Source organism: Agrobacterium sp. GW821-FHT02D03 (genome assembly GCF_059421725.1).
This window is the reverse complement of record NZ_JBWKVN010000002.1, coordinates 1,802,571-1,817,668: the sequence shown is the minus strand read 5'-3', so window position 1 is coordinate 1,817,668 and position 15,098 is coordinate 1,802,571. Positions and strand designations below refer to the sequence as shown.

The window sequence follows — 15,098 nt, the reverse complement described above, 5'->3', positions numbered from 1 at the left end:
TTGAATAAGTCAGCTATAAGCTGCGAATGCGATAATTGTGCAGAAACAGACCACCTTAAGAGGATTACCCGTGCCACCCGAGACGTTTCTGGAGCAAATCGAAGGTTTACAGTTTGGTTATGGAGCGGACGAAGTCGTTTCCTATCCGCTGGATGATGTTATGGTCCGAAAAGACAATCGTACCGTAGGCGAGGTCGTTAAGCGGATTGAGGCGGGCCGCTACTCAATGAACCCCGACTTTCAACGAGATTTCGTTTGGAAACACGACAAGCAGTCGAAGCTGATAGAAAGCTGCGTGATGCGCATACCGCTTCCAGTTTTATATGTCGCGGAAGGCTATGATGGCCGCATCACTGTAGTAGATGGTCTTCAACGGCTGAGCACCTTTCAGGCGTTCCTTTCGAACAAGCTTAAGTTATCGGGGTTGGGGAGAAACCATCCGTTGGAGGGAAAGCGTTTTGATGATCTTCCGATAGCTATTCAGGAGCGAATCGAGGATACCCAACTTACCTTGTATATATTGGATAAGGATGCCCCAGAAGCCGCCCGTCTTGATATCTTTGATAGAGTTAACAGCGGTATTCCCCTTAGCCGCCAACAGATGCGAAACGCGCTGTATAATGGGCAGGCGACACAATGGCTTGCGGACATGGCAAAAAGCCCTGATTTCTTATCCGCTACTGGTCAATCGCTATCGAGTTCAACCATGCGAGATCGTGAAGCGATTAATCGGTTCGCCGGGTTTCTTCTTTTTGGTCCAGACGAATATTTTGGAGATATGGATGAATTCCTAGGGCGCGCTCTATCTACTATAAACCGAAACGGCCATGAGATTATTGTGAGGCTTACCGACGATTTTAAGCATGCAATGCGTAGAAACGAGCGGCTTTTCGGTATCCATGCTTTTCGAAAATCTTTGGCAGACCGTAATCCAAGTGCAACCAGATCAGTGATTAACATCTCAATGTTTGACACATTCGCCGTTTGCATGACACGCATCGCCGATCATACGATCGAGGAAGCAGGAGAGGAAATTGTCGAGAGGGTTGTAGAACTGATGAACGACGACGTATTCAGCCACGCGCTCACATTATCGACGAACAGTACGTCACAGGTTCGTTCTCGGTATGAAATGCTCAGTATCGCGTTGGCACCGTGGAGACATAGATGATCCAAACAATTGAAATAAAACAGTTCAAATGCTTCGAAGACTTCACGCTAGAACTTGGAAATATCACGCTACTCACAGGCTATAACGGTGCAGGAAAATCTAGTTCCGTCCAGCCCCTGCTTCTATTAGCGCAAGTTCTGCGCGAGCCCCCACCTCGAGATATTCTTCAGCTGAACGGAACGCTGGTTCGTCTCGGTAGCGCGGGCGATGTTGTGGCTGTCGGAAGTGGCGATCCAGTTTCGTTTAGCTTCTCCGATGATAAAGGGAACAAAGCCGCTTGGACCTTCGAGGTTGATCGGCAGCTAGGGAGGAACGAGCTTCGTCTCAAGAATAGCTCGTTCTCGTTCAGCTCAACAGCCACAAAAGAATGGTTTCCGGGAGGTCGTTCACATTTATTGCTTGAAACAATTAGGGAGACTGTCTTCATTGGTGCTGGCCGAGCTTCTTTTGGGGAGGCTCAGCCCTTCCCCGACACTGGAGTAGCGGTGAATGGAGACGTTGGGCCTGACGGCCGGTTTGCAGGTTTCTGGTTCGTCCAACTGGCTGACGAACCAGTCGAGGAAGCTCGCCGGCTACCCGGTGACGGTCGGGTAAACGTGCGATCGCAGGCAGAGGCTTGGCTACAAGAATTATTTCCGGGTGCAAGCGTGAACTCGGAGCAGATTGAGGGGTTGGCGTTGGCGAAGACATCGTTCGCCTTAGGTGACTCTACTGCATGGCGTAGGCCGTCAAATGTTGGGTACGGGTTGAGCTATGCATTCCCGATCATCGTTGCACTGCTTTGCGCAAGAGCTGGACAGATCGTTGTTATCGACAGCCCCGAAGCCCATCTACATCCGCGTGCTCAGTCCAATATGGGGCGAATTCTTGCTAGGTTCGCCGCAGCGGGGGTTCAGATTGTCGTTGAGAGCCACAGCGATCATTTGCTTTCGGGTTTACGTTTGGCGATCAAAGATAGATCGATACGAAGCGAGCAAGTCGCGATACATTTCTTCGGCGCCGACGAGGACGTAGATAATGGGCGAATACGCATCTCTGTAGCGGAGGACGGCTCGGTTTCGAATTGGCCTGAGGGCTTCTTCGATCAATCAATTAATGACCTAATGGAACTTTCCTAAATGGCGCGTGGCTATCTAAATAGCTCGAGCTTCCCAGCTAAGGGCCTAGATCAGGCCATGGAACTTCTGGGTGATCTCAGGAAAGGCATCAGCAGACTGGTTGGTTCAAATCTGATTGAGCCGAGGATTTTATGCAACCTTAAGGCAAGTCAATTACCACTGACTCCCGAATACGCTACACTGCCTCAGATTGGTAAAACGGCGGGCGCCGGATTCAGAGATACACTTTTGTTCTTCCTACAAACGCTTGACCAGAAGTCGCCCGCGCAAGACGCCTTATGTCCTGAAGATCAAGCGGAGGCTTTTCCCAGCATCGTAGATGATTGTGATGTTGACTTCGATCCCGACGCATCAAGCGTGCTCGTTTCTTGCGCTCTAGACAGTGGCGTTCTTCTGAGCTTAGGCACAGACGATCGATGGAAATCTGGCGAGGTAATGATTTCGATGCTAACAGCGAACGCAGAAATTACTCGATCACAGGTCTTGGACAACGTCTGCAACGAAGAAACTTCCGAAGTGGTCGTCGACAGAATGCAAGAGAGGATATCAGCGCATCGCTTCGACAACTGGAATTATCTGACGAAGAGCGCCTCAAAAGCGCGTCAGGTCGACGAGTGGTTCCTGGATTGTCGAAGACAACCAGGCCTTGAGCAAGTCTTAATGCGAGCAGTATCGCTTGCGTGCAATGCAAATTGGTCGGCAGATGGTGATCTCGTCAAAAAACTCCATTCGGGAAACGAGCTCGCCATCTTCGAGGTGCGCGCCTATCACCAAGGCAGTAACAACGTACGCCTATTGTTCGGTCGCAACAAGAGAGGCGAGGTTGCGTTCGGATATGGTGGGCAAAAGACGTCCCCAGACTGGTACAAGCACGCGTTGCCTCAGGCACGTAATTTCTTATCAGAAGAATAGCTGCAGCTCAGATCGATAATACGCGATTATTCCGGCTGACCTCCTAAAAGGCTACACGTTACTTGGCGGCAAGGAGCGCCGTGATGGTGAGCCTAGCGGCCATTTTTCAAGTCCGCGAAAGGATAAAAACCCAAAGCGTTTGGTGCGTCCACTTTCGGGGGGCCTTGGGCATCGACATTTGAAAGAAGGAGGATAAATGACGAGTGGTCGAGGCGTACGTCATGGCGATTGAGACTGCGGTAACAGGCGCCTTGTGGGGATATCTGGTATGATCACAGCTGCACTCATACAACTACTTGGCGAAGCCGCGAATGACGCGATCGAGTCTGCTCTGGTGCACGGAGCCCAGGTCATGCAAAACCCGCCACGGACAGAGGTTGGCCTGGTGGCAGCAGTCACGCTAGAAGCGATACCGGATATGGCGTCGAGGTGGCAAAGCCTGCTCGACCCTATAGGACTCACAGTTCAACTCACTGGAGTCTTTTGCCATGGCGCTCCGATTGTAGAATATATGGCGAAATCCAAATCGGCCCGATGCGAGCTTGCCGACCTATTAGTCGTCGTGGAGAGACGCATTAACGGTATTACCAGCCGCCGGGCTTCGCTAATTCAGACCAAGATGGCGTACGCAGCCGGGAGCGTGTCGTTAAGCGGTGCTTCAAGCAGAAATCAGCTTCATCTCTTTTCGACGTGGCCTGAATTCCGCTTCACGGATATCACTTATGGAAAAAAGTCGTTTCATATCCCCAACTCTCCCGGTGGGAGCGACCACGGTACCTTTGGCGTCATCGATCGACACTGGCGTTCCATAAACCCTCTTTGGACCCAGCACCGCGCTGCTCCCTCACCTGTAAAGACTTCCGGCGCTCCACCGCTTGGGAACTTCATCGCCCAAATGGTTAGACAACGCGATGGCCGCGGGGTAGTCGTGCCACCCCGCGCCGCCACTGATTGGAAAGAGCTCATTGAGAAACTGCTTTCTATCACCTATGGGCGGGTGTTTTCGCATCAGCAAACGCTTGGTGCCTATCAACCTCCAAGAGGAATCACCGCATTCGCTTTGCTGGGATCATCGCAAACGATACAAGTATATGCGGCAGCAGATACTAGACAGCTTGCAGGTCGCAGGGAAGAACGCTTTGATCTGCAGGAATATAGCGAAAGCCAAGGTGTCAGCACTCTCCACTGCATCATAAGTCAGGATTGAGACCGGTTGCTTACGCTTGTACTATTGAGGATTCACTTGCCTCGCAACCTGCTAAAAGCGCGTCCATAAGAATTGTCTTTTTCAACCAGAGCGATATAGGTTGAGCTTGCCACAGCGAGAATAAAATGCGACCACTTCGGTATGAAAACCTCAGCAGAAAACATCGTCCCGTTTCGCACAAAGCCGAAATACACAATTGAGTGCGCTGATAATATTGATTTCATGCGTTCTCTGAAAAGAGAGAGCATGAATCTGATTATTACATCTCCTCCCTATAACATAGGGAAAGAGTACGAGCGTAGAACGTCTCTCGACGTCTACATTTAATCGAAGTTAAATCAACTATCGCCTCCCCTCTGAAATTCTATATTTCTCGTAACGAGTGGGATAACGCCGACCAAATTGGTGAAGCATACCTATTCCACGTGTGGGATATGGAAAAGCCCCCCCCCGATGCTTCACCTTCGAACTGTCGAGCAAATCCGACTGCACATTCCTTCCGATAACGAGAAAGGCCGATGGACGAGCGCGCAAATTCCTGTTGGAGCCTGAGAATCTCGTTCAACTTTATGTGAAGACAATCAGACTCACAGAAATAAAGTTTTCATGTCGCCGGACAACAGCACTTTTTACTGTAAATTATAAAGATGTGCTGGATTGCGACGTTCAATAACCATCTATCGAGATCGAGAGCATTCTTCACTAGATGAACAATAGCAGCGACTATGTCGCTGGAGGGGGCGAAGGACAGCCACGCAACTTTTAAGATGCGCGTCTGCACGCAGGGGCAGCTATGATCGAACCATATTACACTCTATTCATCGATCGCGGAACGACGATGTTGCATTTGGCGCGGCAGATTCTGGCAATGCCCATGTCACCGTCATTTGCTACTCCCCTAATGTTGCAGAGGACCTGGCGAGTAGAAGCAGTGTCCGCCTCATCATGCTCGGAGGGGTTTATCACTCGGAAGCGGCTTCGTTTTCAGGCGATAAGGATATCCAGGTGCTGAAGCAAATCAACATCAAACATGTTGCTTGCAGGCAATAGGGATACACGACGGCTCGCTATCGCGTCTCTACTCGAACCGAATTTGCTGCGCACCTTCCCAAAGTGTCTTGTTACCCAGCACGGGCAAATTTTCGAGGTTAGACGTGATAGTGATGAAATGGTTGCCAGCGAGCTGTCCCATCTTGGACGAGAAATCGACACCGCCATAAGCGAGCAAAATTTCCGTCTCGCTGATGCCGCCGGGGTAAAGGATGATATGACCGGGCGCGGGATGGCTGGTGTGGTTTTCGTAGCCGACGCCGAAATTATAGTCTCCAAGTGGTATCCACACGCCCTCCCCCGACCAGCGAACATGTACGATTTGCCCTTCGAGGGGCAGACGCTCGATGAACGCCTTGCAGGTCTGTGGAGCTTTTTCTGTTTCCAGCACGGCATCGAAAACGAACGGGCCAGCGGTGATTTTCAGTTTCATAAATTCAAGTCTCCGAATTGCTTAAATAGTTTTAGTACTTTTGGTGCGGGCTGAGCGGTAGATGCCATCGCCCTTTTTCCCGATGAGCGCGCCGTCACGAACCATCACCCGACCGCCGAGGATGACGGTGGTCGGCCAGCCCGTAATCTCGATACCTTCATAGGGCGAGTAATCGGCACCATCGTGCAGATCGGCATGGCGTATCGTGCGTTTGATGGTCGGGTCCCAAATGGCCATGTCGGCATCCGCACCGATCGAGATCGTGCCTTTCTCCGGGTAGAGTCCGTAGGTCTTTGCATGATTGGTCGCCGAAAGTGCCACGAAGCGCGGCAAATCGATGCGCCCCTTCACGACCCCTTCCGAAAAAAGGATCGGCAGACGCGTTTCGACACCGGGAATACCGTTTGGGATATGACGAAAGCTTTCAAGTCCCTTCGGACTACGCTTGCCGCGCTCGTCGTCGTATCGGAACGGGCAGTGATCAGACGAGAACAGATCGAAAATGCCGGTTTTAATACCCCTCCAGCATTCTTCCTGGGCAGCCTTGTCGCGGGGTGGAGGAGAGCAGACAAATTTCGCGCCCTCCCAATCCATGCCGTCCAGATCATCGGCCGTCAGCATCAAATATTGAGGGCATGTTTCGCCAACCACTTTGATGCCACGAGCGCGGGCCCGCGCGATTTCCTCCATCGCTTCGCCGTTGGAGACATGGACAATGACAACCGGCACATCAACGATCTCGGCAAGTGTTAGCGCCCGGTGTGTCGCCTCACGTTCAACCGCCACCGGCCGTGTAGAGGCATGGGCTTGCGGAGCAACGTCACCCTCGGCCTCGTGTCTTGCAATCAGAAAGCGGATAGCGTCTTCGTTTTCGCAATGGACCATGACAGTCGCGCCTGTCGAACGTGCAACGTCCAGCGTCTTCAGGATTTCTGCATCGTTGAGCCGAAGCCCCTCATAGGTCATGAAGACTTTGAAGGAAGAATATCCGTCAGCGGCCAAAGCCGGAAGCTCTTGCCCAAGCAGACTATCCGTCGGGTCCGAAACGATGAGGTGAAAACTCACATCGGTATAGCAGTTGCCTTCAGCGAGTTCGTGATAAGCATTAAGCGCCTCGCGCATCGGCTTATCCTTCTCCTGTAGGCAAAACGGCATAATCGTCGTATTGCCGCCGAAAAGGGCAGAACGGGTGCCGCTTTCGAAGTCGTCGGCCATGACGACGCCATCTCCCGAGGGCTGGGAGATATGGACATGGCTATCAATGCCACCCGGCAAAATGTATTTGCCGCTGGCGTCGATTGTCTGGGCACCGCCGTCGAGCTGTTCGCCGATCTGGACGATTTTGCCGCGGCGAATGGCTATGTCGGCTTTGAAGATGTCGGAGGCGGTCGCTATGGTACCACCTTTAACGACTAGGTCGAATTCGGTCATTTTAAACTCTCAATGGTGGAGGATCTTGCTGAGGAAGGCGTCTGTGCGCGGATTGTGACGACTACTGAAGAATTCTTCCGTTGCGCGGTCCTCGACAATTTCGCCCTGGTCGATGAAGATCATCCGTGTCGCGACTTTGCGTGCAAAACCCATCTCATGGGTAACAACCATCATCGTCATGCCTTCTTTGGCAAGGTCGGTCATTACATCCAACACTTCGGAAATCATTTCGGGATCGAGGGCCGACGTCGGCTCGTCGAACAGCATGGCTTTCGGGTTCATGGCAAGGGCCCGGGCTATCGCCACGCGCTGCTGCTGTCCGCCAGACAATTGGCCTGGATATTTGTGGGCGTGCCCCGTCATCCCGACGCGATCCAGAAGATCCATGGAACGTCTTTTGGCAATGCTTTCGCTGCGGTGAAGAACGATGCGCTGTGCAAGCATGATGTTGGCTTCGATTGTTAGGTGCGCAAAGAGTTCAAAGTTTTGAAACACCATACCAACTTGAGAACGAAGATCAGGAAGATCAGTGCCGGGATCATTGACTTCTATGCCATCTACTAGGATCGACCTTTCCTGAATGGGCTCCAGCGCATTGACACATTTGATCAGGGTCGATTTGCCAGATCCGGACGGCCCACAGACCACGACGACCTCACCCTTGGAAACACTCGTTGAGCAATTCTTGAGAACGGCAAAATTGCCATAGTATTTCGTGACGCCGGTGATCTCGATCATGACCGAACTCCCTGAAAGCGGTTGATGGAAAAGGCCGACAAATCGCGCCCGGGGTCTCGGCCAAGGACGAGATCGGCCGTGAGTTGGCCGATGAGAGGCCCAAGCGTAAAGCCATTGGATGTGACTGCATTAAAGAAACCGGGCACACTTGGATGCTCTCCGAGGATCGGCGCGCCGTCGATGTTGATGTTCATGGCAGCCCAACTGCGGATGACATGCAGTTTTCGCAAACCCGGGACGACGTGCTGCGCCACCCAAAGATTGCCCTCCAAGCTGGAAAACATCGGGCGAGGATGGCTGTGGACCGGATCAAGACCAGCCGTCCAACCACCGCCGATCAAGAAATTGCCATTAGCAGCCTGCTTGAGCGTCAAATGACGATCAGCGTGGGCAACCAGATGCGAAATTGCTGGCGCAGCAGCCTCGGTCACGACCATTTGCAACGGCGCTCCGAACACAGGGATGTCTAGCCCCAGCATTGCGCCGACGCGCGAAGCAAAAGCACCGGCAGCATTCACGATGCGACCTGCCCGTAGCGGTCCCCGCGAGGTTTCGATGATAAATACTGACCCTTCGCAGCGGATCGACAGCACTTCGGTACGGTCCAGTACGCGAGCACCAGCGGCCAGAGCGCCATCATGCACATGTCGCGTTGCGACAAGCGGGTTGATCTTCCCTTCCATTGGGCAATAGGCGGCTCCAATCATCAACGGCGAAAGCGCAGGCTCGAGCTTTTGCAGGTCTTCGGCGCCAATCACGTGACAATCGATGCCATTTTCGCGTTCAACCCGAGTCTTCTCCTCAAGGAAGCGCATGTGTGCTTCAGTCTCGGCAACCATCAGGCCGCCCGTGATTTTCATCTCAAAATCGCGACCGAGCTTTTTTTCAAGCATCTGCCATAGCGAAATGGAGTCTCGCTGCAACGGAAGGGTTTTTGCGGCTGGCCCTCCACCTGCTTCTGCGCGGGCTCCGTGATCAAATGATAACAATTGCGCATGTAGGCTGCCGGCATTCCCGCCCGATGCCAGCCCGCCTGGAAAGCCACGTTCCAACACCACGACATCTTCGCCAGCTTCCGCCAGAAACAAGGCGCACGAAAGTCCGGCAATTCCCGCGCCGATGACAACGGTGGACGCTTCTCTCATCGGCAGCGGTTCGGAATGATGCAATGGCGGACGTGCGGGCAACAGTGCTCGTCTATGCCCTCCCCACTCCGGCTTCTCAATCGCAAGTGCCGCAAGCGGCACTGGACGTAGTGGCATCTGCGGTGCAAGCAGGCCGTCGGTCTCGCTCATGGGTCGGCCGGTCAATTCTGTGAGCGTCCGGCCACAATAGCGGCTTTGGCAGCGTCCCATCCCGGCACGGGTCAGCCGCTTCATTGTGGCGATGTCCAGCGGACCCTTAACGGCAAGACGCTTCAGAGTACCGATTGCAACACTTTCGCACCTGCAGGCGAGCGCGGTGTCTGCGAGTTCCAACGGTGTTGGCGCCGGGGCAAACAATCGCCAAAGGGCTGCTTGAAACGCTTTGGCGCGCGCAAGTCTTTTCTTGGCTGTGGTGTCTGGCTGGGGCTTCAGGCCAAGCTTGGCGGCAATTGCCAGACCGGCAAGCCTACCTTCAGCCATTGCCAGGTGGGCACCACCAAAACGCACAGCCTCGCCCACGATGTGGATGTGAGGCAGCGAACTTTCACCATCCTCGGCACAATCTGCAGTGAGCGCACCATTTTCGGTTACGCGATGAGCACAACCGAGCAACCGCGACAACTCATTGGACGAGGTAAAATGTCCGCCCAACAAAACGGTATCGACTTCAAAAGTTAGTTCGCCCCCAAGACTGGAAACCGTCACCGCCTCTACCCTGCCATCACCTTTGATGTCCGAAATTTGCGCGTTCCAGGAGAGCTTGACGCCTGCTCGCTCCAATCTTGCGATCTCTTTTACTCCTTTCAGGGCAAGCGCCGCGTCATGGCGGAAAACACTGAACGCTTCGCCTGGTCTGCTCCATGGGGCGCCTGCCTGCTCCACCAAACAGATGACGTCACCGCCAGCCTTGATAATCTCGCTTGCGACCTGAAAATTGAGAGGACCGTTCCCGGCAATCAGAATGCGCCGACCGGGAAGCGTGCCATAGCTGCGCAGCAGGGTTTGTGCAGCCCCTGCCGTCATGACACCCGGCAGCGTCCAACCCTTGATGGCTGTCGGTCGCTCGAAAGCCCCTGTGCCGATGACAAGCATGGTAGATCGGCAATAGAAAACGCCATCATGGCCCAGACAGGAAATTACCGCTTTTCCATCTTCTGCATGAGCCGCACCCCACACGGTCACACCTGAAAGAATGGTCACGCCGAGCGAACGTGTTCTTTCTATCAACGCAGCCCCATCCGTGGCCTGCCGGTCAGCATTGAGCGCCAGACGTGCGACATCCGTGTTGGGCTGCTTGAAGAATTGGCCGCCAGATGTGTGTCGCTCGTCCACCACAGTTACAGAGGCCCCGGCTTCTGCCGCTGCCACTGCGGCAGCGAGACCACCCGGCCCCGCTCCAATGACCAGCAAGTCCATTTCCAACTCAGCAAGTTTTGTTGGGACAGGCCTCAGGTCGGCGAGGTCAGTAGAAGTGATATCGGGACGCGCCTGCTGACGATCGGCGCGCATGCCGTCTCGAACAGGCGTCATACAGGCGCGCTGGCTGGTGCGGCTATCGACAGTTACAAGGCAATCGTGACACACACCCATACCACAAAAAAGACCACGCTTCTTCCCTGCTGCATCAGTGGAGAAGTCGGCTCGATCCAGCGCGGTCAGCGCGGCGGCAACGGAAAGGCCCGGATCGACACGATGCGCAACGCCATCGAAATAGACGGTCACGCCTGCATCCTGGATGATCGAACCGGGCATCTGTTTTCTCCGGCTCAGTTCTGCGAAAAGCTTAAGCCGAAACGGTCGACCAAAGTCTTCATCGCGGCATCCTGATCTGATGGCAACGGCAGACGCGGTGGCAGCGGCGATCCTGCGGCAAATCCCATGTGGTTCAGCAGGGCCTTGGAACCAGCGACATAGGCCTGCCCACCGACCGCCTGGATGATGGGAAGCCACTCCAGATAAAGCGCACGCGCTTCATCGTACTTCTTCTCATCGGCTGCTAGTGTGAAGATACGTGACATTGCTGCTGGCGCCACATTGGATGCAACGGCTACCCAGCCCTGCGCGCCCATGACGAAAGATTCAAAGCCTAGAATACCGCCGAAAGGCGTCATTTTGTCACCAGCCAGGCGAACGATATCTCGGATTCTGGTGACCTCGAGCGTCGATTCCTTGACGTAGTCGCAGCCATCAATCTCGGCGATGCGAGCCAGAAGTTCCGGCTTCATGTCCACATTCGACGTTGCAGGGTTGTTGTAGACCATGATCGGAATGGAAATCGAGCGGGCGATGGTTTGGTAATGTGTTACCAGTTCGTCGTCGGTTGGCGTCGAGTAGAATGGCGGGATTATCATCACGCCATCCGCGCCCAGTGCCTCGGCCTTGCAGCTCAAGCGAACCGCTTCACGGGTATCTTCAGCACCTGTTCCGATCAGAACTGGTACGCGCCCGGCGGCGCTCTGGATGACCGTGCGGGCGACGTCGTCCCAATCCTGATCGGATAGTGAAAGGAACTCTCCTGTCGAACCAAGAGGGATGAGTCCATGCACGCCCTCCCGGATCTGCCAATCTGTAAAGGCAGCGAGTGCTGGCAAATTGACTTTCCCATCTTCGTCGATGGGAGTGATCATCACGGTAAAGACACCACGAAACGTCTTTGGCATGCAGTAAGTCCTTTATTGAATATCAGCGCTTTTCGCTGAGCTGTAGCGGAGCTGTGGACTGGCCGAAGCGCCTTTCGATATGCCGCTGCACAAAGTCCCAGAGGGTCGTGAGAAGAAGATAATAGATGGCAGCCACGGCGAAGAGTTCGAGCACCATGAACTTTTCCTGGATCAGCACCTGGGTGCGCCGTAGCAGTTCCTCCATTGAAATGACGGAGGTGACGGATGTCGTTTTCAGCAGACCATTGACCGAGTTACCAAGGGGCGGGATGATGACCTTGAACGCCTGCGGCATGACGATGTGGCGCATTATCTGACGCTCAGTCATGCCTAAAGCTCTCGCCGCACGCGCTTGTCCTGCAGGAACTGCCTCGATGCCGGACCGGATAATCTCCGCCAGATATGCTGCTTCGTTCAAAGCCAGTCCGATCAACGCAGCTTGTACAACGGAGAACTTGATCCCGAGCTGCGGTAATGCGGTATAGAGCACGATCAATTGCACGAGCAGCGGCGTGCCACGGAACAGCCAGATATAGAACCACCCGATGCACCTGATAAGCCTTAGCTTGGATCGGCGCATGAGGGCGACGACAAAGCCGAGTAGTAGGCCGAACACAAGTGAGACGCAGGTCAGCCAGATCGTGGTGACAACACCTCCGAGGATGAAGGGATTGACGAGATAGTCGAAGAAGCCAGACCAGTTCCAGTACGACATGGAGGGACCTTTAATGCTAGGGAGATGCCGGACGAGCCGGCATCCATCAGAATGATGAACCGCTCAGATCAGCGGCCTGGACCCTTGACTGCGTAGTCGCCTGCGATCATCGGCAGCCCGTAGCTGTCGAAGAGTTTTCCCAACGAACCATCGGTCTTCATGTCTTTGAGGACGCCAGATACCGCGTCTGCAAGTTTCGCATTCTTGAATGCAACGGCAACCGGTGCTGGATAAAGACCGCTGACGGCACGACGGAAATCGCCACGGCTATCATATTCCTTTGCCACACCATCGATTGAGATAACGCCCTCGACTTGACCGGCGCGCAGCGCTTGAAAGGCCAGCGCGAAATTATCGAAGGTCTGAATGACGAGCCCTGTCTTGCCGGCGGCTTTGAGTTCAGCGTCAAGAGCACGGGTCTTCGTTTCTTCGAAGCCGCCGAGCTCGACGCCGACACGCAGACCATCAAGCCCATCCTTGTCCTTCACCGTCGTATTGCTCGTCGCCACCGAAACGCTGATGGCCTGATCCTCGTAGGGGATCATTTGCATGATCGCCGCGCGCTCTTTCGTGAAGAATATTCCAGTGTTGATCATATCCCATCGGCCAGCCTGAAGACCGGGGATCATCGCCGAGAATTCGATACGGACATATTCAGGCGTAAGGCAAAGCCGCTTGGCGATTTCTTTGCCAAGTTCGACCCGCATGCCTTTGAGCTCCCCGGTGGAATCAACGAACTGCATCGGCGGTAATGTTGGATTAACCGACATTGTCAGCGTCCCAGGCTTGACCAATTCGGAATCGGGAATCTTAGGCGTGCAGCTCTGCGCAAACGCCGACGCTGCCGTGGAGAGTAATAGAAGGGAGGCAATGGAGATGGTGCGGAATGACATGATGACCCTCTGGTTTTTCGATCTTCTTGTGGACCTGAACAACGATGCTTGTTGATTTCGCATTCATTTGGTATACCACTTTCATACACAATCATTTGCCGTATGCAACATCTTTCCGCCAAGGCAGTCAAAAATTGAAATATCTGAGGTTTGGGATGGGCTGGCTCGGCTCAGTACGTCGAAAGGACGTTCTGGCGCACCCGTTCAAGATGCAACGTCATAGCCATGCGGGCGGCATCCGCATCGCGGTCCATCAGTGCTTTTACGATGCCCTGATGGTCAGCAAGACCCGGCTTCCGCTGGGCGAGTTTTCGCTGGCGCTCGAAGATCGTGGTGTAGCGCCTCATTTGCAAGATGGTGTCCGCCATGAAGGGATTTCCACTGGCATCAGCAATGCCCTGGTGCAAAGCATCATCGAAGTTCCATACGAACTCGGGATCAGGATCTGGATCCAACTCTATGTCTCGAAGCATCGCAGCGAGGTCTGCGACTGTCTCAGCCGTTATTCCCTTGCACGCTTGCGCCGCCGCACTTGGCTCAACGAGCATTCGCATCGCCACGCTGTTCAGGTAGTCGGACAGGGTGACGATACGCACCGTGAGAACGCCCTTCGCGTTGCGCGCAAGAAGCCCCTGCCCTTCAAGACGTCCCAACGCATCACGCATTGGCGAACGAGAGACGCCCAGTCGCGCCGCAAGCCTGCGCTCCTGCACCACAGCACCACCCGCCATTTGCGCGGAGAGGATTTCCCCGAGCAGTGCAGAATAGGTCTCATCTGCAAGGCTTCGTTCCGCCGTGACCTGACCGTTCATGCCATTGACTCCCCGGTAGTTGACAATATCGAGCGGTATGGACCATGGCTGAAAACAAGAAAAGCCTTTGGGGCAACATCAACTGGGAATAGACCAATAGCTGCCTGGAGGCTGATGCGCTTTGACACAAACAGACACTGATCCTGGCATAGGAAAACGGTCCAAAGACGCAGGCCACAAGCTTGCCGCCCTCGCGTATAACGCTGTTTCTGACATGATCCGCCACCGTCGTCTTGGAGGCGGCCACGTTATCATCGAAGCGCAGCTTGCCGAGATGCTCGGTGTGTCGCGCACGCCCCTGCGTGAAGCTTTGCAGCGGCTGGAAGGTGAAGGCTTGGTTCACAAAGGCGACGGCCGCAACTACGTGGTGCGACACGTCGATATCGGAGAATACATCCAGAGCCTGAAGCTACGTCTGTTGATCGAACCACACGCGGCTGTACAGGCCATGCCAAGCATACCCGGTCGCAAACTCGTCGAGGTGCGGCGCGAAATTGACGAGCTTATGGGCGCTACTGCGTACCATACGGATGCCCACTGGTTTTCAGACGATCACTTGCATAACCTGATAATCGACCATTGTGGCAACGAAGTTATGGCAGGTGTTTTACGCAATCTGCGAGCCGCCACGCGCCTCTTTGAAATCGGCCAGTTGAAAGACCGCCTGACACCAGATTCTACGGAACATCTTGCCATCATCGACGCCTTGCAGCGCAACGACCCCGGCGCGGCGTTTGAAGCAACGAAAGCGCACATTGAGAGCCTCATTGAGTTTGCGCGAATGCACCTCATCACCAATGAGTGAGCTTTCTC

The 15,098-nt window shown here is 54.2% G+C and carries 15 protein-coding genes; 7 read left to right on the top strand and 8 right to left on the bottom strand.

The annotated features are described in order from the left end of the window. Positions 1-70 precede the first annotated feature (70 nt). The 6 genes from AC07U5_RS21610 (at position 71) to AC07U5_RS21585 (ending at position 5,458) form a co-directional block, all read left to right on the top strand. Positions 71-1,171, top strand: a complete 1,101-nt coding sequence (locus AC07U5_RS21610) for a DUF262 domain-containing protein (protein WP_494724232.1) — start codon at positions 71-73, stop codon at positions 1,169-1,171. Then, positions 1,168-2,289 carry an AAA family ATPase gene (locus tag AC07U5_RS21605; protein WP_494724231.1) on the top strand — a complete coding sequence of 374 codons (1,122 nt, stop codon included), beginning with the start codon at positions 1,168-1,170 and terminating at the stop codon, positions 2,287-2,289. Before AC07U5_RS21610 ends, AC07U5_RS21605 begins: the two co-directional genes overlap by 4 nt. After that, positions 2,290-3,201, top strand: coding sequence for a hypothetical protein (locus AC07U5_RS21600; RefSeq protein WP_494724230.1), 912 nt, complete (start codon positions 2,290-2,292; stop codon positions 3,199-3,201). 268 nt (positions 3,202-3,469) lie between these two features. Beyond that, positions 3,470-4,408 (top strand): hypothetical protein, encoded by a 939-nt coding sequence (locus AC07U5_RS21595; RefSeq protein ID WP_494724229.1) that lies wholly within the window; start codon positions 3,470-3,472, stop codon positions 4,406-4,408. Between the two features lie 326 nt (positions 4,409-4,734). Further along, positions 4,735-4,914, top strand: a complete 180-nt coding sequence (locus AC07U5_RS21590) for a protein NO VEIN domain-containing protein (protein WP_494724300.1) — start codon at positions 4,735-4,737, stop codon at positions 4,912-4,914. Between the two features lie 298 nt (positions 4,915-5,212). Further along, positions 5,213-5,458, top strand: a complete 246-nt coding sequence (locus AC07U5_RS21585; RefSeq protein WP_494724299.1) for a hypothetical protein — start codon at positions 5,213-5,215, stop codon at positions 5,456-5,458. Positions 5,459-5,486: 28 nt separating this feature from the next. On the opposite strand, the gene AC07U5_RS21580 is transcribed toward AC07U5_RS21585, so the two are convergent. The 8 genes from AC07U5_RS21580 to AC07U5_RS21545 form a co-directional block, all read right to left on the bottom strand. Continuing rightward, positions 5,487-5,891 carry a DUF3830 family protein gene (locus tag AC07U5_RS21580; RefSeq protein WP_494724228.1) on the bottom strand — a complete coding sequence of 135 codons (405 nt, stop codon included), beginning with the start codon at positions 5,889-5,891 and terminating at the stop codon, positions 5,487-5,489. Positions 5,892-5,912: 21 nt separating this feature from the next. Continuing rightward, positions 5,913-7,322, bottom strand: a complete 1,410-nt coding sequence (gene hydA / locus AC07U5_RS21575; protein WP_494724227.1) for a dihydropyrimidinase — start codon at positions 7,320-7,322, stop codon at positions 5,913-5,915. 9 nt (positions 7,323-7,331) lie between these two features. Continuing rightward, complete coding sequence (locus AC07U5_RS21570; RefSeq protein WP_494724226.1) at positions 7,332-8,060, bottom strand: amino acid ABC transporter ATP-binding protein; 729 nt, start codon at positions 8,058-8,060, stop codon at positions 7,332-7,334. Further along, on the bottom strand, positions 8,057-10,957 hold the full coding sequence (locus AC07U5_RS21565) for an FAD-dependent oxidoreductase (RefSeq protein WP_494724225.1): 2,901 nt from the start codon (positions 10,955-10,957) through the stop codon (positions 8,057-8,059). Before AC07U5_RS21565 ends, AC07U5_RS21570 begins: the two co-directional genes overlap by 4 nt. 14 nt (positions 10,958-10,971) lie before the next feature. Beyond that, on the bottom strand, positions 10,972-11,865 hold the full coding sequence (locus AC07U5_RS21560; protein WP_494724224.1) for a dihydrodipicolinate synthase family protein: 894 nt from the start codon (positions 11,863-11,865) through the stop codon (positions 10,972-10,974). 22 nt (positions 11,866-11,887) lie between these two features. After that, entirely contained in the window at positions 11,888-12,580 is a 693-nt protein-coding gene (locus AC07U5_RS21555) for an amino acid ABC transporter permease (RefSeq protein WP_113261166.1), read from the bottom strand. A gap of 68 nt (positions 12,581-12,648) precedes the next feature. After that, on the bottom strand, positions 12,649-13,473 hold the full coding sequence (locus tag AC07U5_RS21550; protein ID WP_494724223.1) for an ABC transporter substrate-binding protein: 825 nt from the start codon (positions 13,471-13,473) through the stop codon (positions 12,649-12,651). Positions 13,474-13,643: 170 nt separating this feature from the next. Continuing rightward, positions 13,644-14,285, bottom strand: coding sequence for a GntR family transcriptional regulator (locus tag AC07U5_RS21545; protein ID WP_494724222.1), 642 nt, complete (start codon positions 14,283-14,285; stop codon positions 13,644-13,646). Positions 14,286-14,406: 121 nt separating this feature from the next. Here AC07U5_RS21545 and AC07U5_RS21540 point away from each other — a divergent pair, with 121 nt between their 5' ends. Continuing rightward, positions 14,407-15,090, top strand: coding sequence for a GntR family transcriptional regulator (locus AC07U5_RS21540; protein WP_153310389.1), 684 nt, complete (start codon positions 14,407-14,409; stop codon positions 15,088-15,090). The last annotated feature ends 8 nt before the right edge of the window (positions 15,091-15,098 follow it).

Coding starts and splice junctions, on each gene's coding strand:
- AC07U5_RS21595 (WP_494724229.1), top strand. CDS start 3,470: ATGATCACAGCTGCACTCATACAACTACTTGGCGAAGCCGCGAATGAC.
- AC07U5_RS21600 (WP_494724230.1), top strand. CDS start 2,290: ATGGCGCGTGGCTATCTAAATAGCTCGAGCTTCCCAGCTAAGGGCCTA.
- hydA (WP_494724227.1), bottom strand. CDS start 7,322: ATGACCGAATTCGACCTAGTCGTTAAAGGTGGTACCATAGCGACCGCC.
- AC07U5_RS21565 (WP_494724225.1), bottom strand. CDS start 10,957: ATGCCCGGTTCGATCATCCAGGATGCAGGCGTGACCGTCTATTTCGAT.
- AC07U5_RS21580 (WP_494724228.1), bottom strand. CDS start 5,891: ATGAAACTGAAAATCACCGCTGGCCCGTTCGTTTTCGATGCCGTGCTG.
- AC07U5_RS21560 (WP_494724224.1), bottom strand. CDS start 11,865: ATGCCAAAGACGTTTCGTGGTGTCTTTACCGTGATGATCACTCCCATC.
- AC07U5_RS21555 (WP_113261166.1), bottom strand. CDS start 12,580: ATGTCGTACTGGAACTGGTCTGGCTTCTTCGACTATCTCGTCAATCCC.
- AC07U5_RS21545 (WP_494724222.1), bottom strand. CDS start 14,285: ATGAACGGTCAGGTCACGGCGGAACGAAGCCTTGCAGATGAGACCTAT.
- AC07U5_RS21570 (WP_494724226.1), bottom strand. CDS start 8,060: ATGATCGAGATCACCGGCGTCACGAAATACTATGGCAATTTTGCCGTT.
- AC07U5_RS21605 (WP_494724231.1), top strand. CDS start 1,168: ATGATCCAAACAATTGAAATAAAACAGTTCAAATGCTTCGAAGACTTC.
- AC07U5_RS21550 (WP_494724223.1), bottom strand. CDS start 13,473: ATGTCATTCCGCACCATCTCCATTGCCTCCCTTCTATTACTCTCCACG.